12 protein-coding genes are annotated in these 15,110 nt (G+C 68.4%); 10 read left to right on the forward strand and 2 right to left on the reverse strand.

Features of this window, described 5'->3' with window-relative positions; genetic code table 11:
• The first annotated feature begins 50 nt into the window (after nt 1-50).
• The 7 genes from AC1D1S_RS12440 (at nt 51) to galK (ending at nt 9,704) form a co-directional block, all read left to right on the forward strand.
• Nucleotides 51-1,001 carry a carbohydrate ABC transporter permease gene (locus tag AC1D1S_RS12440; protein WP_028278192.1) on the forward strand — a complete coding sequence of 317 codons (951 nt, stop codon included), beginning with the start codon at nt 51-53 and terminating at the stop codon, nt 999-1,001.
• Nucleotides 998-1,966: a carbohydrate ABC transporter permease gene (locus tag AC1D1S_RS12445; protein ID WP_243180492.1), complete on the forward strand. Its 969-nt coding sequence runs from the start codon at nt 998-1,000 to the stop codon at nt 1,964-1,966. Before AC1D1S_RS12440 ends, AC1D1S_RS12445 begins: the two co-directional genes overlap by 4 nt.
• Before the next feature lie 2 nt (nt 1,967-1,968).
• Nucleotides 1,969-4,080 (forward strand): beta-galactosidase, encoded by a 2,112-nt coding sequence (locus AC1D1S_RS12450; protein ID WP_476994586.1) that lies wholly within the window; start codon nt 1,969-1,971, stop codon nt 4,078-4,080.
• Nucleotides 4,081-4,089: 9 nt separating this feature from the next.
• Nucleotides 4,090-4,908 (forward strand): DeoR/GlpR family DNA-binding transcription regulator, encoded by an 819-nt coding sequence (locus tag AC1D1S_RS12455; protein WP_079550600.1) that lies wholly within the window; start codon nt 4,090-4,092, stop codon nt 4,906-4,908.
• A gap of 119 nt (nt 4,909-5,027) precedes the next feature.
• Nucleotides 5,028-7,316: an alpha-galactosidase gene (locus AC1D1S_RS12460; RefSeq protein WP_476994593.1), complete on the forward strand. Its 2,289-nt coding sequence runs from the start codon at nt 5,028-5,030 to the stop codon at nt 7,314-7,316.
• A 1-nt stretch (nt 7,317) separates the two neighbouring features.
• Nucleotides 7,318-8,499 carry a galactose-1-phosphate uridylyltransferase gene (galT, locus tag AC1D1S_RS12465; protein WP_476945912.1) on the forward strand — a complete coding sequence of 394 codons (1,182 nt, stop codon included), beginning with the start codon at nt 7,318-7,320 and terminating at the stop codon, nt 8,497-8,499.
• Complete coding sequence (galK, locus tag AC1D1S_RS12470; RefSeq protein WP_476994587.1) at nt 8,496-9,704, forward strand: galactokinase; 1,209 nt, start codon at nt 8,496-8,498, stop codon at nt 9,702-9,704. Before galT ends, galK begins: the two co-directional genes overlap by 4 nt.
• Nucleotides 9,705-9,724: 20 nt before the next feature.
• Here galK and AC1D1S_RS12475 read toward each other — a convergent pair whose 3' ends face one another.
• Together AC1D1S_RS12475 and AC1D1S_RS12480 are read right to left on the reverse strand one after the other, a co-directional pair.
• A complete protein-coding gene (locus tag AC1D1S_RS12475) occupies nt 9,725-10,714 on the reverse strand; it encodes an LLM class flavin-dependent oxidoreductase (RefSeq protein ID WP_476994588.1) in 990 nt (329 codons plus the stop codon).
• 133 nt (nt 10,715-10,847) lie between these two features.
• Nucleotides 10,848-11,648, reverse strand: a complete 801-nt coding sequence (locus tag AC1D1S_RS12480) for a glycoside hydrolase family 25 domain-containing protein (RefSeq protein ID WP_476994589.1) — start codon at nt 11,646-11,648, stop codon at nt 10,848-10,850.
• 159 nt (nt 11,649-11,807) lie between these two features.
• Between AC1D1S_RS12480 and AC1D1S_RS12485 the strand changes: the two genes are divergently transcribed.
• The 3 genes from AC1D1S_RS12485 to AC1D1S_RS12495 form a co-directional block, all read left to right on the forward strand.
• A complete protein-coding gene (locus AC1D1S_RS12485; RefSeq protein WP_476994590.1) occupies nt 11,808-12,677 on the forward strand; it encodes an aldo/keto reductase in 870 nt (289 codons plus the stop codon).
• A gap of 69 nt (nt 12,678-12,746) precedes the next feature.
• A complete protein-coding gene (locus AC1D1S_RS12490; RefSeq protein WP_476994591.1) occupies nt 12,747-13,451 on the forward strand; it encodes a type 1 glutamine amidotransferase domain-containing protein in 705 nt (234 codons plus the stop codon).
• Nucleotides 13,452-13,500: 49 nt separating this feature from the next.
• Nucleotides 13,501-15,110, forward strand: a 1,610-nt coding sequence (locus AC1D1S_RS12495) for a helicase HerA-like domain-containing protein (protein ID WP_476994592.1), incomplete at its 3' end; no start/stop codon positions are given.

The raw sequence follows: 15,110 nt of genomic DNA on the forward strand, positions 1-15,110 counted from the left end.
GCTCTTTTCCTCCGCATTTCACTCTGCATTTCACAAGGCAAGGAATCTCCATGAGTGTCTCTACCAACCCGTCGGCGCGGGGGCGCAAAGCAGCCGCAGCCCCCGCGCGGCGGGTTCGGCGGCTGTCCGGCCGCGACAAAGTGGTGCTCGGCTTGATGGTGGGCATCCCCACGCTGATCCAGCTCGTACTGGTCTGGATCCCCACCCTCATGTCGGTCGGACTGTCCTTCACCCGCTGGAACGGGCTGGAGCTGACCGACATCAAGCCCGCCGGCGTCGAGAACTACCAGTTCATCGCCCAGGATTACCCGCCGTTTTGGCCGGCCATGCAGCACAACGTGCTGTGGCTGGCGTTCCTGGCACTCGTCGCCACCCCGCTGGGGCTGCTCCTGGCCGTGCTCCTGGACCAGAACATCCGCGGCACGCGGATCTACCAGAGCATCTTCTTCGCCCCGGTAATGCTCTCCCTTGCCCTGATCGGGATCATCTGGCAGCTGTTCTACAACCGGGACAGCGGCCTCCTGAACTTCCTGCTTGGCACCGCCGGCACGCCCCAGGCCGTCGACTGGTTCGGGGATTCCAGCGTCAACATCTGGGCAGCCCTCTTCGCCGCCACCTGGCGGCACGCCGGCTACGTCATGATCCTGTACCTGGCCGGGCTCAAGGGCGTGGATCCGACCCTGCGCGAGGCGGCCCAGATCGACGGCGCCAACGCGGTCCAGACCTTCTTCCAGGTGGTCTTCCCGGCCATGCGCCCGGTGAACGTCATCATCATCGTCATCACCGTCATCGAATCCCTCCGGGCGTTCGACATCGTCTACGTGATCAACCGCGGCACCAACGGGCTGGAACTGATCAGCGCCCTGGTCATCCAGAACCTGGTGGGCGAAGGGCAGGTGATCGGCATCGGCTCGGCGCTGGCCGTCATCCTGCTCGTCATCTCGCTGATCCCCATCACGTTTTATCTCTCCCGCGCATTCGGAAAGGACAAAGAGGCATGAGCATCGCCCATCCAACCGATGCCGCCGCGGCCGGCAGCCCGGCAGACGCCCGGCAGCGCAGCTCCGGCCCAGGAAGGACCGGCCCCCGCCCCGGCCGCCCGGCCAACAACAAGCAGGGCAAGAAGCACTACGGCACCCACGTCTTCCTCATCGTCATGGCGGCGATCTGGCTCGTACCCCTGGCCTGGGCCATTTTCACTGCCCTGCGGCCCAAAGCTGACACCGACAAATACGGCTACTTCAGCACCGGCGGCGCCTTCAACTTCGACAACTTCGCCCAGGCCTGGACACAGGGCGGCTTTTCCCAGCTGTTCTGGAACTCCGTGCTCATCACGGTCCCCTCGGTGTTCCTGATCCTCTTCTTCGCCTCCATGATGGCGTTCGCCGTGAGCCGGGTGAGCTGGAAGTTCAACATCACCTTGCTGATCATGTTCACCGCCGGAAACCTGTTGCCGCCGCAGGTGCTCGCGGCGCCGCTCTTTGAAATGTTCAAGCACTTCGAGCTTCCCTACGCCGTCAGCGATTCAGGGAACCTGCTCAACACCTACATCAGCGTGATCGCCGTGGACACCGCCTTCCAGATCGGCTTCGTGACGTTCGTCCTCTCGAACTACATGAAGGCCCTGTCCCCCGAGCTGACCGAGGCGGCCCTGGTTGACGGTGCCGGCGTCTGGCGCCAGTACTGGGACATCATCCTGCCGCTGTGCCGCCCGGCCCTGGCCGCCATGGGCACGCTCGAGGTGATCTTCATTTACAACGACTTCTTCTGGCCCCTGCTCTTCATCCAAAGCGGAGACCGGCTTCCGGTCACCACCGCGATCAACAACCTCCAGGGCCAGTTCCTCTCCAACTACAACCTGATCGCCGCCGGCGCCATGATCACGGCTGTTCCGGCCCTGATCATCTACCTGCTCCTGCAGCGCCACTTCGTGGCGGGCCTGACCCTCGGCTCCAGCAAAGGATAAACGTGGACAACAGCTCCAACCAGAACAACGCCATGGACTACATCACCGCCCGCCTCGGCTCCGAAGGCTCCCCGATGCTGGCATTCGGCGGAGACTACAACCCGGAGCAGTGGCCCGAGGAGACCTGGGACGAGGACGTCCGGCTGATGCGCGAGGCCGGCGTCAACCTGGTCAGCGTGGGCATCTTCAGCTGGTCCCTGCTTGAGCCGTCCGAGGGCGTCTACGAGTTCGGCTGGCTGGACCGGGTCCTGGACCTGCTGCACGCCAACGGCATCCGGGTGGACCTGGCGAACGCCACGGCGTCGCCGCCGCCCTGGTTCAGCCACAAGTACCCCGAGTCTCTGCCCGTGACGGCCGACGGCGTGCGGCACAGCTACGGTTCCCGGCAGGCCTTCGCGGCCTCGAGTGCCGAATACCGCCGGGCCGCCGCGGCCCTGACCGAGCAGATCGCCACCCGGTACAAGGACCACCCCGCCGTCGTGATGTGGCATGTCCACAACGAGTACGGCTGCCACAACCAGCCTGATTTCTCGGACGGTGCCGCCGCAGGTTTCCGGCGCTGGCTCGAACGCCGGTACGGCAGCCTGGAGGCCCTCAATGCCGCGTGGGGCACCGCCTTCTGGTCCCAGCGCTACTCGGCCTGGGAGCAGATCCTGCCGCCGCGCACCTCCGGGACCTGGGTGAACCCGACCCAGCAGCTGGACTTCGCCCGCTACTCCTCCGATGAGCTGCTCGAATGCTACAAGGCCGAGGCCGCGATCATCCGCACGCACTCGGGACATCCCGTGACCACCAACTTCATGGGTTTCAACATGGGCCTGCACCAGCCCGTGGACTACTGGCGCTGGTCCGAAGAGATGGATGTGGTCTCCAACGACCACTACCTGATTGCCGAGGATCCGCGGAACTTCCAGGAACTGGCGGCAACCGCGGACCTCACCCGCGGCTGGGCCAAGGGCAAGCCGTGGCTGCTCATGGAGCATTCGACCTCGGCCGTGAACTGGCAGCCGCGCAACATCGCCAAAGCGCCCGGCGAGATGCTGCGCAATTCCCTGCAGCATGTAGCCCGCGGCGCCGACGGCGCGCTCTTCTTCCAGTGGCGGGCCTCGCGGGCCGGCGCCGAAAAGTTCCATTCCGGGCTGCTGCCGCACGCCGGCACGGACACCAAGGTTTGGCGCGAAGTGGTGCAGCTGGGCCAGGCGCTGCGCAGCCTGGCCGAAGTCAGCGGCTCGGTAGTTACGGGCGCGTCCGGCCGGGTGGACGTCGCGATCCTCCACGACACTGACGCCCGCTGGGCCTCGGAACTGGACTCGCACCCGAGCGTGGACGCCTCCAACATCGCCGAAACCAGGCGCTGGCACGATGCCTTCTACCGCTCCGGCATCCCCACCGACTTCCGCCAAAGTACCGATGACCTGTCCGGCTACCGGCTCGTCGTCGCGCCGATGCAGTACCTCGTGAGCGATGCCGGGGCCACGAAACTTGACGCGTACGTGCGCTCCGGCGGCCACCTCGTGGTGACCTATTTCTCCGGTATCGTGGACGAAAATGACCACATCAGGCTTGGCAGCTATCCCGGCGCGTTCAGCGGACTGCTGGGCGTGAAGATGGAAGAGTTTTTCCCGCTGCGCGGCGGCGAAAGTATCCGGCTCAGCAGCTTCGGGGCGGGTACCTGCTGGAACGAATTGGGGCATGCCACCACCGCCGAGGTCCTCGCGGCCGTGGAAGAGGGACCGGCCGCCGGTTCTCCCGCCGTGACCCGTAACCGTGCCGGAAGCGGCCGCTCCTACTATGTCGCCACGTCACTCGCGCCGGAAGGCTTGGGCGAACTGCTCGCCGTCGTCTGCGCCGATGCCAGGGTGCAGCCGCTCGTCCCGGACCTGCCGGCCGACGTCGAAGTGGTCCGGCGCAGCAAGGACGGGACGGACTGGACGTTCTGCATCAACCACGGCGCCCACGACGTCCGGCTGCCGCTGGAAGGCGTGGACCTGCTCACCGGCGCCGAACTCGACGGCGGACTCGGCCTCGCGGCCGGCAGTGTCGCCGTCGTCCGTTCCGCTGCCGCCCGATTGGTCGGCACCTCCGCCAGCCACTCAAACCACTCAAACCTGTAAGGACTCCACATGCTAGCCGCAGCCCGCCATTCCGCCATCCTCGCGGAGGTCCAGCGTGAGCGGATCGTCCGTGTCGCGGACCTCGCCAAGATGCTCGGCGTCTCGCTGATGACCGTGCGGCGGGACATCGAGGCCCTCGACGCGGCGGGCGCCGTGGAGAAGATCCACGGCGGGGCCAAGTTGCCCGGCGGCGCCGGCACCCACGAGCCAGGCTTCGAGCTGAAGGTGACCCAGCTCAAGGACGAGAAGATGGCGATTGCGCAGGAGGCGGCCGCACAGGTGCGCGAGGGCATGGCGGTGGGGCTCAGCGCCGGCACCACCACGTGGGCGCTGGCCCAGCTGCTGTCCGCCGGCCCGCGGATCACGGTGGTCACCAACTCCGTGCGGATCGCGGATGTCTTCCACCAGAGCGCCTCCCCGTCCACCGTGATCCTGACCGGCGGCGAGCGCACACCCTCGGACGCCCTCGTCGGGCCTTTGGCCACTTCCTCGCTCAAACAGCTGCATCTGGACGTATTGTTCCTCGGCGTCCACGGTGTCGACGCCGATGCCGGGTTCACCACCCCCAACGTGCTCGAGGCCGAAACCGACAGGGCCTTCGTCACCGCGGCCCGGCGGGTGGTGGTGCTGGCGGACCACACCAAGTGGGGCACCCTCGGCATCAGCACGATCGCCGGCCTGGAGGACGCTGACGAACTCATCAGCGATGACCTTCTGGGCAGCGAGGCCCGGCGCATCCTCGGCGAGCGCGTCGGCCGGCTCCGCCTGGCCCATACCGGCGACGCCCGGAGCATCAGCGCAGCCAGCCCCGCAGCAGCCACAGGCTGACCGCCCGGCCCCCGCCCACCCAAACCACTACGCCTGGAGCTGCCGTGAACAACCCGGACCTCACCCTTGCCGCCGAGACCCGCTCCCCCGTGGGCGTCCCGGACCTGTCGCCGCAGAATCTGGAGCCGTTGTACCTGCGCCGCTCCGGAACGTCCCTGCTGATCGACTTCAGCACGGGCGAGGCCGCCATGCTGCACTTCGGCGCCGACCTCGGCCCGGCCCTGCCGGATCTTTCGCTGCTGGGCCAGGCCGTGCCGCACTCGGCCCTCGACGTCCCGGTGACGCTGGGCGTGATCCCGCAGGCGTCCTCCGGCTGGCGCGGGCGCCCCGGCCTTCGCGGCCACCGGAACGGCCAGGCGTTCTCGGCCCGTCTGCGTGTTGTCAGTGTTGAACGATCCAGTGCTGAGCTGTCCAGCGCCGGGCGGTCCCGCGGGGCGGACTGCTCGGCCGTCATCACCCAGGCCGACCCCGAGGCCGGTGTCAGCGTCCGCACGGAGATCAGGATCAACGACGGCGGCCTGCTCCAGCTCCGGCACCGGCTCGACAACGACGGCGCCGGCCCGTACAGCCTCGACGAACTCGCAGCCGTGCTGCCCGTGGGCCGCGCCGCCACAGAAATCCTGGACCTGACCGGCCGCTGGTGCCGGGAGTCCCACCCCCAGCGCCTGCCGCTGCGCCAAGGCACATGGGTCCGCTCGGGCCGGCACGGCCGGACCGGCCACGACGCCTCGCTCCTGCTGGCGGCCGGCACCCCCGGATTCGGGAACCGCCACGGGCAGGTCTGGGCCGTGCATCTGGGCTGGAGCGGCAACCACGAGAGCTTCGTTGACGCCGCCGCGGACGGCCGGACCGTCCTGGGCGCCTCGGAACTGCTCGGCACCGGCGAGATCAGCGTGGCAGCGAACGCCAGCTACGAGACCCCGTGGCTGTACGCTGCCTACTCCGCCGCGGGCCTGGACGGCATCAGCGATGCCTTCTACAGCTGGTTCCGCGGGCGCCCGCACCATCCCGGCGTGCGGTCCGGCAAGGCCCGTCCCGTGGTGCTCAACGTCTGGGAAGCGGTGTACTTCGACCACCGCCTCGAGCCCCTGCTCGAACTCGCCGAAGCGGCCGCCGGGCTCGGCGTGGAACGCTTCGTCCTCGACGACGGCTGGTTCCGCGGCCGCCGCGACGATCACGCCGGCCTTGGCGACTGGTACGTCGACGAGGACCTGTGGCCCGAGGGCCTCACGCCGCTGATCGACGCGGTCACAGGCCACGGCATGGAATTCGGGCTCTGGGTCGAACCCGAAATGGTCAACCTGGACTCGGACCTGGCCCGCGCCCATCCGGACTGGATCGCCGGCCCCGCACCCCGGAGCCCCGGGGGGAACCAGTCCGCCGGGGGCAACCCGCCCGACGACGGCGGCCCGGCCGGCCGGCTGACTGGCCGGCTGCCCATGCAATGGCGGCACCAGCAGGTCCTTGACCTGGTCAATCCGGCGGCCTGGCAATACATCTTCGACAGGCTCGATGCCCTGTTGAGCGAATACCGGATCAGTTACCTCAAATGGGACCAGAACCGGGACCTGGCCGAGATGGGCCACGCTGGCCGCCCGTCCGTGCACGCCCAGACTCAGGCCGTCTACCGGCTCCTGGACGAGCTCCGCAAGGCCCACCCCGGCGTCGAGATTGAAAGCTGCTCCTCCGGCGGGGCCCGCGTGGATCTCGGCATCCTGGAGCGCACCGACCGGATCTGGGCCTCGGACTGCAACGATGCCCTGGAACGGCAGACCATCCAGCGCTGGACCGGCGTGGTGGTGCCGCCGGAGCTCGTCGGATCGCACATTGGCCCCACCACGAGCCACACCACGGCGCGAACGCACGATCTCTCGTTCCGGGCGATCACCGCGATGTTCGGCCACTTCGGCCTCGAATGGGATGTCCGGCGCCTCGACGATGCCGAACGTACCGAGCTTGCCCGAGCCATCGCGCTGTTCAAGCAGTACCGGCCGCTCCTCCACAGCGGGCGCATGGTGCGGGCCGACGAGCCCGATCCGGCCCTCCGGCTGCACGGCGTCGTGTCCCACGACGGTGGGGAGGCCCTCTACGCCCTGGTCTCGGTGGCGACCTCGTTCGCCGAAGTCCCGGGGAAGGTCTGCCTGCCCGGGCTGCTCCCGGACACCGCGTACCGGGTGGAAACGGTCTACCCGGCGGCCGAGGACCGGCGGGCGTTCCTGCAGGCGGCGCCACCGGCGTGGCTTGCGGGCGGCGTCGAGGCGTCGGGACGCTTCCTGGCCGAATCCGGGCTCCCAATGCCGGTCCTGAACCCGGAACACGGGCTGCTCCTGGCAGTCCGCCGTACCACCGCCGGCGCTCCGGCCGCCGATCCAGCCGCAAACAGCGCACACCCCGTGAGGAACCCCTAGCATGGGCCAGATTACGAAACGCTCCCACAAGCTCTCCGACGGCCGGGACATCATCTACTTCGATGATGCCGATACCGTCCTGCCCCCGCACCGGGGCGAGGATCTCCGCGCGCCGGCGGTCCGGCCGCCCACGGCCACCATGCGCCAGGACGTCCTGACCGGGGAGTGGATCTCGATCGCGGCCGCCCGGCAGAACCGGGTGGTCCTGCCGCCCTCGCACCTGGACCCACTGGCCCCGGCGTCGCCGGAGAATCCCTCGGAGATTCCGAGCCTCTACGACGTCGCCGTCTTCGAAAACAAGTCTCCCTCCTTCGGGCCGGACCTGGCGGGGGCCGCCGCGCCGGAAGGCCTGGATGACCTCGCCCGGGTAGGGCTGGGGCGCAGCCGGCAGTCCGTGGGCCGGTGCGAAGTGGTGTGCTTCTCCCCGGAACACACCGGCTCCCTGGCGGGCCTGCCCCTGTCCCGGATGCGCACAGTGGTGGAAGCCTGGGCGGACCGGACGGCCGCGCTGTCCGCGCTGCCCGGCGTCGAACAGGTCTTTCCGTTCGAGAACCGCGGCGAAGCGATCGGCGTGACGCTGCACCACCCGCACGGACAGATCTACGCCTACCCGTACATCACGCCGCGCACGGCCCAGTTGGTCCGCACGATCGAAAGTTACGGCGGCTCGCTGTTCGAGGACATCCTCAGCTTCGAGCAGAAATCCGAGCGGGTGCTGCTCCAGGGCGAGCACTGGACGGCGTTTGTCCCGTTTGCGGCGCGCTGGCCGCTGGAAGTGCATATCCTCCCGCACCGGCACGTCCCGGACCTCGCCGCCACGACCGACGAGGAACGCGATGAGTTCTCCCTGCTGTACCGCCAGCTCCTGCGTGGCGTCGATGCCCTCTACGACAGCCCCACGCCGTACATTTCGGCGTGGCACCAGGCTCCCGTCCACGCCCACCGGGACGACATCCGGCTCATGCTGCAACTGACCTCGCCCCGCCGGGAGGAGGACAAGCTCAAGTACCTGGCAGGGTCGGAAGCCGCGATGGGGGCATTCATCGCGGACATCCCGCCGGAAACGGCCGCCGCCCGGCTCCGCGACGCCATGGAGGCAGCATCGCGGCCACCGCGTACAGCAGGGCTCGAGCCATTCCGTACAGAACTCCCGGCAACAGAACAGGAAGCAGCCCAGCCATGAACGAGGTCCTTGAACGGGAAAGTGGGTACTTTTCCAGTGAGTTTGGGGGCGCGCCGGACGGCTTGTGGTCGGCGCCCGGGCGGGTCAACCTGATCGGTGAGCACACGGATTACAACGAGGGCTTCGCGTTTCCGATCGCGATCGACAAGCGCACCACGGTGGCGGCCCGCGTCCGCGCAGACCGTCTGCTCCGGGTCACCAGCAGCTCTTTCCCCGGCGTCATAGAGGTAAGCCTCGACCGCCTGGAGCCGGATAGCCTCACCGGCTGGGCCGCGTACCCCCTCGGCGTGGCCTGGGCGATGTCCCGGGCGGCGGCCGGCGGCGCCGGTTCCGACGTCGCGTCCGGTTCCGCAGCCGGTTCCGGCGTCCCGTCCGGGATGTCCGGCCTGGACCTGGCGCTGACCTCGGATGTCCCGGCCGGCGCCGGGCTGTCCTCCTCCGCCGCCATCGAATGCGCGGTGGCCCTGGCCCTGAACGATCTCTGGGGCTTGGGGCTGGGCAGGCCCGAACTGGCACGGATCGGCCAGCTGGCCGAGAACCGGGTGGTCGGCGCGCCCACCGGCATCATGGACCAGTCGGCCTCGCTCCTGGGTGAGCCCGATCATGGCATCCTGCTCGATTGCCAGAACCTGTCGACCGAGGCGGTTGCCCTCGGCTTCGCCGGTGCCGGGGTGGGTCTGCTCGTGATCGACACCCGCACCAGCCATTCCCATGCCGACGGCGGCTACGCCAGCCGCCGCCGTTCCTGCGAGGACGGCGCCCGACGCCTGGGCGTCGGCAGCCTGCGGGCGCTGGGCCCGGCCGATCTACCCCGCGCCGCAGCACAGCTCGACGGACAGACCTACCGCCGGGCCCGCCACATCATCACGGAAAACCAGCGGGTGCTCGACACCGTGACGGCACTGCGGACCTCCGGCCCCGCCGCGATCGGGCCGTTCCTCAACGAATCGCACGAGTCCATGCGCGACGACTTCGAGATCTCCACCCCTGAGCTCGACCTCGCCGTGGCCAGCGCGCAGGGATTGGGCGCCATCGGCGCGCGGATGACCGGCGGCGGTTTCGGTGGCGCAGCCATCGCTCTGGTCCGCAACGACGGCGCCGCAACGGTGGCCGCGGGAGTTACCCGCGACTTCGCCCGGGCCGGGTACGCGGCCCCGCACATCTTCACCGTCACCGCCTCCGAGGGCGCCCGCCGGGAACTGTAGCCCGGAAGGCCCCCAGGTCGTTATGCCCGCACGAGGCGGGCGGCGTCGGCCAGAAGTTCCACGGAACGGAGCCGGGGTTCGGTCCCGGTGCTCTGGTGCGCCACGATCAGTTCGTCGGCGTCGGCGTGCGCCGTGAACTCCTCGAGGTACGCAAGAACAGCCTCGGGGGTGCCCACCGCGGAGTACTTCATCATCTGCGCCATCTGCTGGCCCTGGGGCGAGTCCAGGATCATGTCCGCCTCGTCGTCGCTAAACACGCGGCCATTGCCGAAGAACAACGAAACCCTGGCCCGCTTGGTGGCCTGGAACATCGCCTGCGCCTCAGCGGCGGAATCGGCGGCAATGACATTGACTCCGGCGATCACGTGCGGCGCCTCGAGCTGCGCGGAGGGCCGGAATTCGCGGCGGTAGACCGCCACCGCATCCTGCAGCGCGTTGGGCGCGAAGTGCGAGGCGAACGCATAGGGCAGGCCCAGCTGGGCGGCCAGCCTGGCGCCGAACAGGGAGGAACCCAGGATGTACAGCGGCACGTTGGTGCCCTTGCCCGGGGTGGCCTCGACGCCCTGGATGCGGGTGGGGCCGCTCAGGTAGCCCTGGAGCTCCAGGACGTCCTGCGGGAAGCTGTCCGCCGACATCGGATCGCGGCGCAGGGCGCRCATGGTGTTCTGGTCGCTGCCCGGCGCCCGGCCCAGGCCGAGGTCGATCCTGCCCGGGTGCAGGGTCTCAAGCGTGCCGAACTGTTCCGCGATGGTCAAAGGGGAGTGGTTGGGCAGCATCACGCCGCCGGCGCCGAGCCGGATGCTGGAAGTGTGGGCCGCGACGTGGGCGATCAGCACACTCGTGGCGGACGAGGCGATCGCGGACATGTTGTGGTGCTCGGCGTACCAGATCCGCCGGTAACCCCGGTCCTCGGCGAGCTGCGCCATGGCCACGCTGCCGGCGAAGCTATCCGCCGCCGTCTGGCCCGGGCCGATGGTAGCGAGATCAAGAATGGAAAGCGGAACAGTCACGGAAAAGCCGGCCTTTCGTAGCGGAGCAGTGTGCGGGCCGGAGTTTGGACTGCGGTCCTGGGTGGCACCGGGTCTCCGGCGCGGGCACACTGGGGTCAACGACGGCGGCCCCCGGGATATTTCTGCGGGCGGCTCAGGGGCACGAGTAGTTGTAGTCAAGGCCCCCCGAGATGTACTGCGTCATCGAGACGCGGCTGTTCGAGGTGAGTCCGGGGCGGGCGCAGTTCGCCTTGGCCCCGGCCGCCGATCCCGCTCCAGCGAGCCAGCTCGGCAGTCCTGCCAGCGGGCTGGTGAACTTCACGCTTCCGGCGATCTCCCCCCACTGGTAGGCGGTGGAGTAGAGGCCCACGCGGGCGCCGATCTTCTTGAAGTAGGCGGCCATGCCTTCCAGGACGGCGACGTTGGCGGCTTTGTCTTCCTGCCAAGTGTTTTCCGTTTCCACATCCAGCCACCAGAGGTAGGACTGCGGATTGCTGAGCCCGCGGCGCTTGGCGTCGTCGGACGCCTTGGCCCACCCATACATATAGGAGCAGGCTTTGAGCGACCCCAAGGCGCAGTTGCCGTAGGGGTTTGTGACCTTCACCCCGTTGTAGGTGTTCAACATCGGCCACCAGGACCCCTGCCGGGCGGGGTTGGCCGTGTTGACGTACAACGCCACCCTCGGCTGCGCCGTGGCTGCCGGGGACTTTGCGGTCTTGGCCCAGGCCAGCTGGCTTGCCAGGCACGGGTTCGTGTTGTTGGCCAGGCCATGGTTGACGCCGACGATCGCGAAGACCGGCTGCTTTGGGAGGGTCTTCCCGCATTGCGGCCAGGACACATCGATTCCGGGTCCCGAGGTACTGGCCGTAGCGGCCGATGCGGGGCTTCCGCCCAGCAGGACAAGGCCGAGGGTCACGACAAAGGCCAGCACGATGCGCGGGAGCGAGTTGGGCATGCCACAGTCTAAGGCATAATTTCCAATCGTTAGCGTAAATCCGAAGGGCGCATATCCTCGGACCGGACGGCCGCTGCTCACGGCCCCGCATCGCCGGGGCGGGGACGCCCCGTTAGGAAACCTTGGAATAGTCAGCAGGCTGAGGATGTTCTCTTCCCTATGAGCCATGACAAAGCACAGCATCCGGAAAAATCCGCCACGATCGCCCTGAAGGACCTGGCAACCGTCCGCCGGCTGGGCTTTGGCGCCATGCGGATCGTCGGCGACGGCGTCTGGGGCGAGCCGGCAGACCGCGCCGCGGCGGTCGCCGTGGTACGCCGCGCCGTGGAGCTTGGCGTCGACTTCATTGACACCGCCGACTCGTACGGCCCCAACATCAGCGAGGAAATCCTCGCCGAGGCGTTGCACCCCTACCGGGACGGCGTCAAGATTGCGACGAAGGTGGGATTCACCCGCACCGGACCCAACGCCTGGGTTCCGGTCGGCCGGCCCGAATACCTGCGCCAGCAGACGGAACTGAGCCTGCGCAAGCTCAAGGTCGACGCCCTCGACCTCCTGCAGCTGCACCGGATCGACCCCAAGGTGGACCGCGAGGAGCAGTTCGCCGTGCTGCGCGATCTGCAAAAGGAAGGCAAGGTCAAGGCCCTCGGCCTCTCCCAGGTCAGCGTGGAGGAACTGGAGGAAGCCGGGAGGTACTTCACGGTCTCTACGGTGCAGAACCGCTACAACCTCACCGACCGCAGCTCCGAGGACGTCCTCGAGYACGCCGAGGAGAACGGCATCGGCTTCATTCCGTGGGCGCCGATCTCCGCCGGCGAGCTGGCCCGGCCGGGCGGACCGCTCGACGAGGCTGCGAAGCGGCTGGGCGCCACGACTTCCCAGGTGGCCCTGGCCTGGCTTCTGCGCCGGTCCCCCGTCATGATGCCGATCCCCGGCACCGGCTCCGTCAAGCACCTTGAAGAGAACCTGGCCGCCGCCGGCGTCGTCCTCGACGACGCCACCTATGCGGAACTCAAAGCGACCCGCTGAACCGCGCCGCTTCCCATATTCACCTCATCCACCGTCCGCCGGCCCTGCCGGCAGAACAGGAGCAACACCATGGCTAAAAATATTCTGATGGTTGTCTCGGCAGCAGATTCCCTGACAATGCGCGACGGCAGCGACCACCCCACCGGGTACTGGGCCGAGGAGCTCGCCGTCTCCCACCGGACCCTTCTCGACGCGGGCCACACCGTGCACATCGCCACTCCGGGCGGCAAGAAGCCGACGGTGGATGAGGTGAGCCTCGCGGCTGAGTCCGCCGGCGGGCAGGACCGTGCGGATAGCTTCCGCCGCTACATCGATTCCCTCGACGCCGAACTGTCCAACCCGCTKGTGCTGGCCGACGTCGACGCCTCCGCCTACGACGCCGTCGTGATGCCGGGCGGACACGGGCCCATGGCCGACCTTTACCAGGATGCAGATCTTGGCCGTCTGCTGACGGCCGTCAACACGGCCGGCATGATCATCGCGCCGTTCTGCCACGGCCCGGCCGGGCTGTTGAGCGCCACGGACGACGACGGCGCGTTCACCTTCGCCGGACGCCGCCTCACCGTTTTCACCAATGAGGAGGAGCTGGGTGGCGGCACGGGACCCAATACACCGTGGTTCGTGGAGGACGTCCTGGAGGAGAAGGGCGCGGTAGTGGAGAACGGCGCGGCCTGGACGTCTCATGTTGTGCGGGACGGAAACCTCATCACCGGGCAGAACCCGCAGTCCAGCGAGGACGTGGCCAAGGAGGTCCTCAAGGCCCTCGCCGAATAAGCCACGCTTAGCCGGGTCCGGGAACCCCGGACCCGGCTAAGCTAACCGCATGGCCATCAAATCCACTGCAGACAAAGTCGCCACGATCGTCCAGGGCTACACCCTGGACGGCCCGACGATCGAGCTCGGCGCGGCGATCGTCGACGGCGAACTCCACAAGGAAGCCTCCGTCCGGCTGCCGCTCGCGATGATGAACCGGCACGGCCTCGTGGCCGGTGCGACAGGCACGGGCAAGACCGTCACGCTGCACATGATGGCCGAACAGCTTTCCACCGCGGGKGTGCCGGTGTTCCTGGCCGACATCAAGGGCGACCTCTCGGGTCTGGCCACCGCCGCCACGGGCACAGAAAAACTCCTGGCCCGCACGGAGAGCATCGGCCAGGCCTGGTCCGGCAAGACTTTTCCGGTGGAGTTCCTGGCCCTCGGCGGCGACGGCAAGGGCATACCGGTCCGCGCCACCATCACCTCCTTCGGCCCCATCCTGCTCTCCCGCATCATGGACCTGAACGAGACCCAGGAATCCAGCCTGCAGCTCGTCTTCCATTTCGCGGACAAGAAAGACCTGGAGCTGATCGACCTCAAGGACCTGCGGGCCGTGATCCAATTCCTGACGTCGGCCGAGGGCAAGGACGAGCTTGAGGAACTAGGCGGCCTCTCCAAGGCAACCGCCGGCGTGATCCTGCGCGAACTGATCACGCTCGAGGCGCAGGGTATGGAGAAGTTCTTCGGCGAACCCGAGTTCGACACCGCGGAACTGCTGCGTACCGCGCCGGACGGCCGCGGTGTGGTGAGCTGTCTGGAGCTTCCGACGCTGCAGACCAAGCCCATGCTCTTCTCGACGTTCCTCATGTGGCTGCTGGCCGACCTCTTCGAGGACCTGCCCGAGGCCGGGGACCTCGACAAGCCCAAGCTCGTGTTCTTCCTCGATGAGGCCCACTTGCTGTTCAACGGCGCCTCGAAAGCCTTCCTTGACGCGATCACCACCACCGTCCGGCTCATCAGGTCCAAAGGCGTCGGAATTTTCTTCGTGACGCAGACCCCCAAGGACGTCCCCGCCGACGTCCTCGGCCAGCTGGCAAACCGCGTGCAGCACGCCCTCCGCGCCTATACCCCGGAGGACGCCAAGGCCCTCAGGGCCACCGTCTCCACCTTCCCGACCAGCGACTACGACCTCGAGGAGACCCTCACTACCGCCGGCATCGGCGAGGCCGTCATCACAGTCCTGAATGAGAAGGGCGCGCCGACCCCGGTGGCGCTGACCCGGCTCCGCGCCCCGGAGTCCGTGATGGGTCCCAGCACCGACGAGCTGATCTCCAGGACCGTCGCCGCCTCCGCCCTGCTGCCCAAGTACGGCACCGCCGTCGACAACATCTCGGCGTACGAGAAGATCGCCGCCGCAGGCGGCGACCGCACAGGCGCCGCCCCCACCGGGCCGGCGGCCGGGACCGCACACCACGGCGGCGCCCGGGACGGCGGCAGCCAGCAATCCGCCCAGGACGGCGGTTTGGACCCCGGCGCCATCGACGCCGAAGCCCGGCGGATCGAGGAGGAAATCCTTGGCCGCCCCAGCAGCCGCCCCGCGCCGGCGCCCAGGACGCCCGACGATGACAACGTGGCCGAGCGGCGCGCCCCCCGGCCGGCGCAGCCGCCGGCCGGGGG

The sequence above is a fragment of the Arthrobacter sp. P1_A5 genome, from assembly GCF_056406825.1.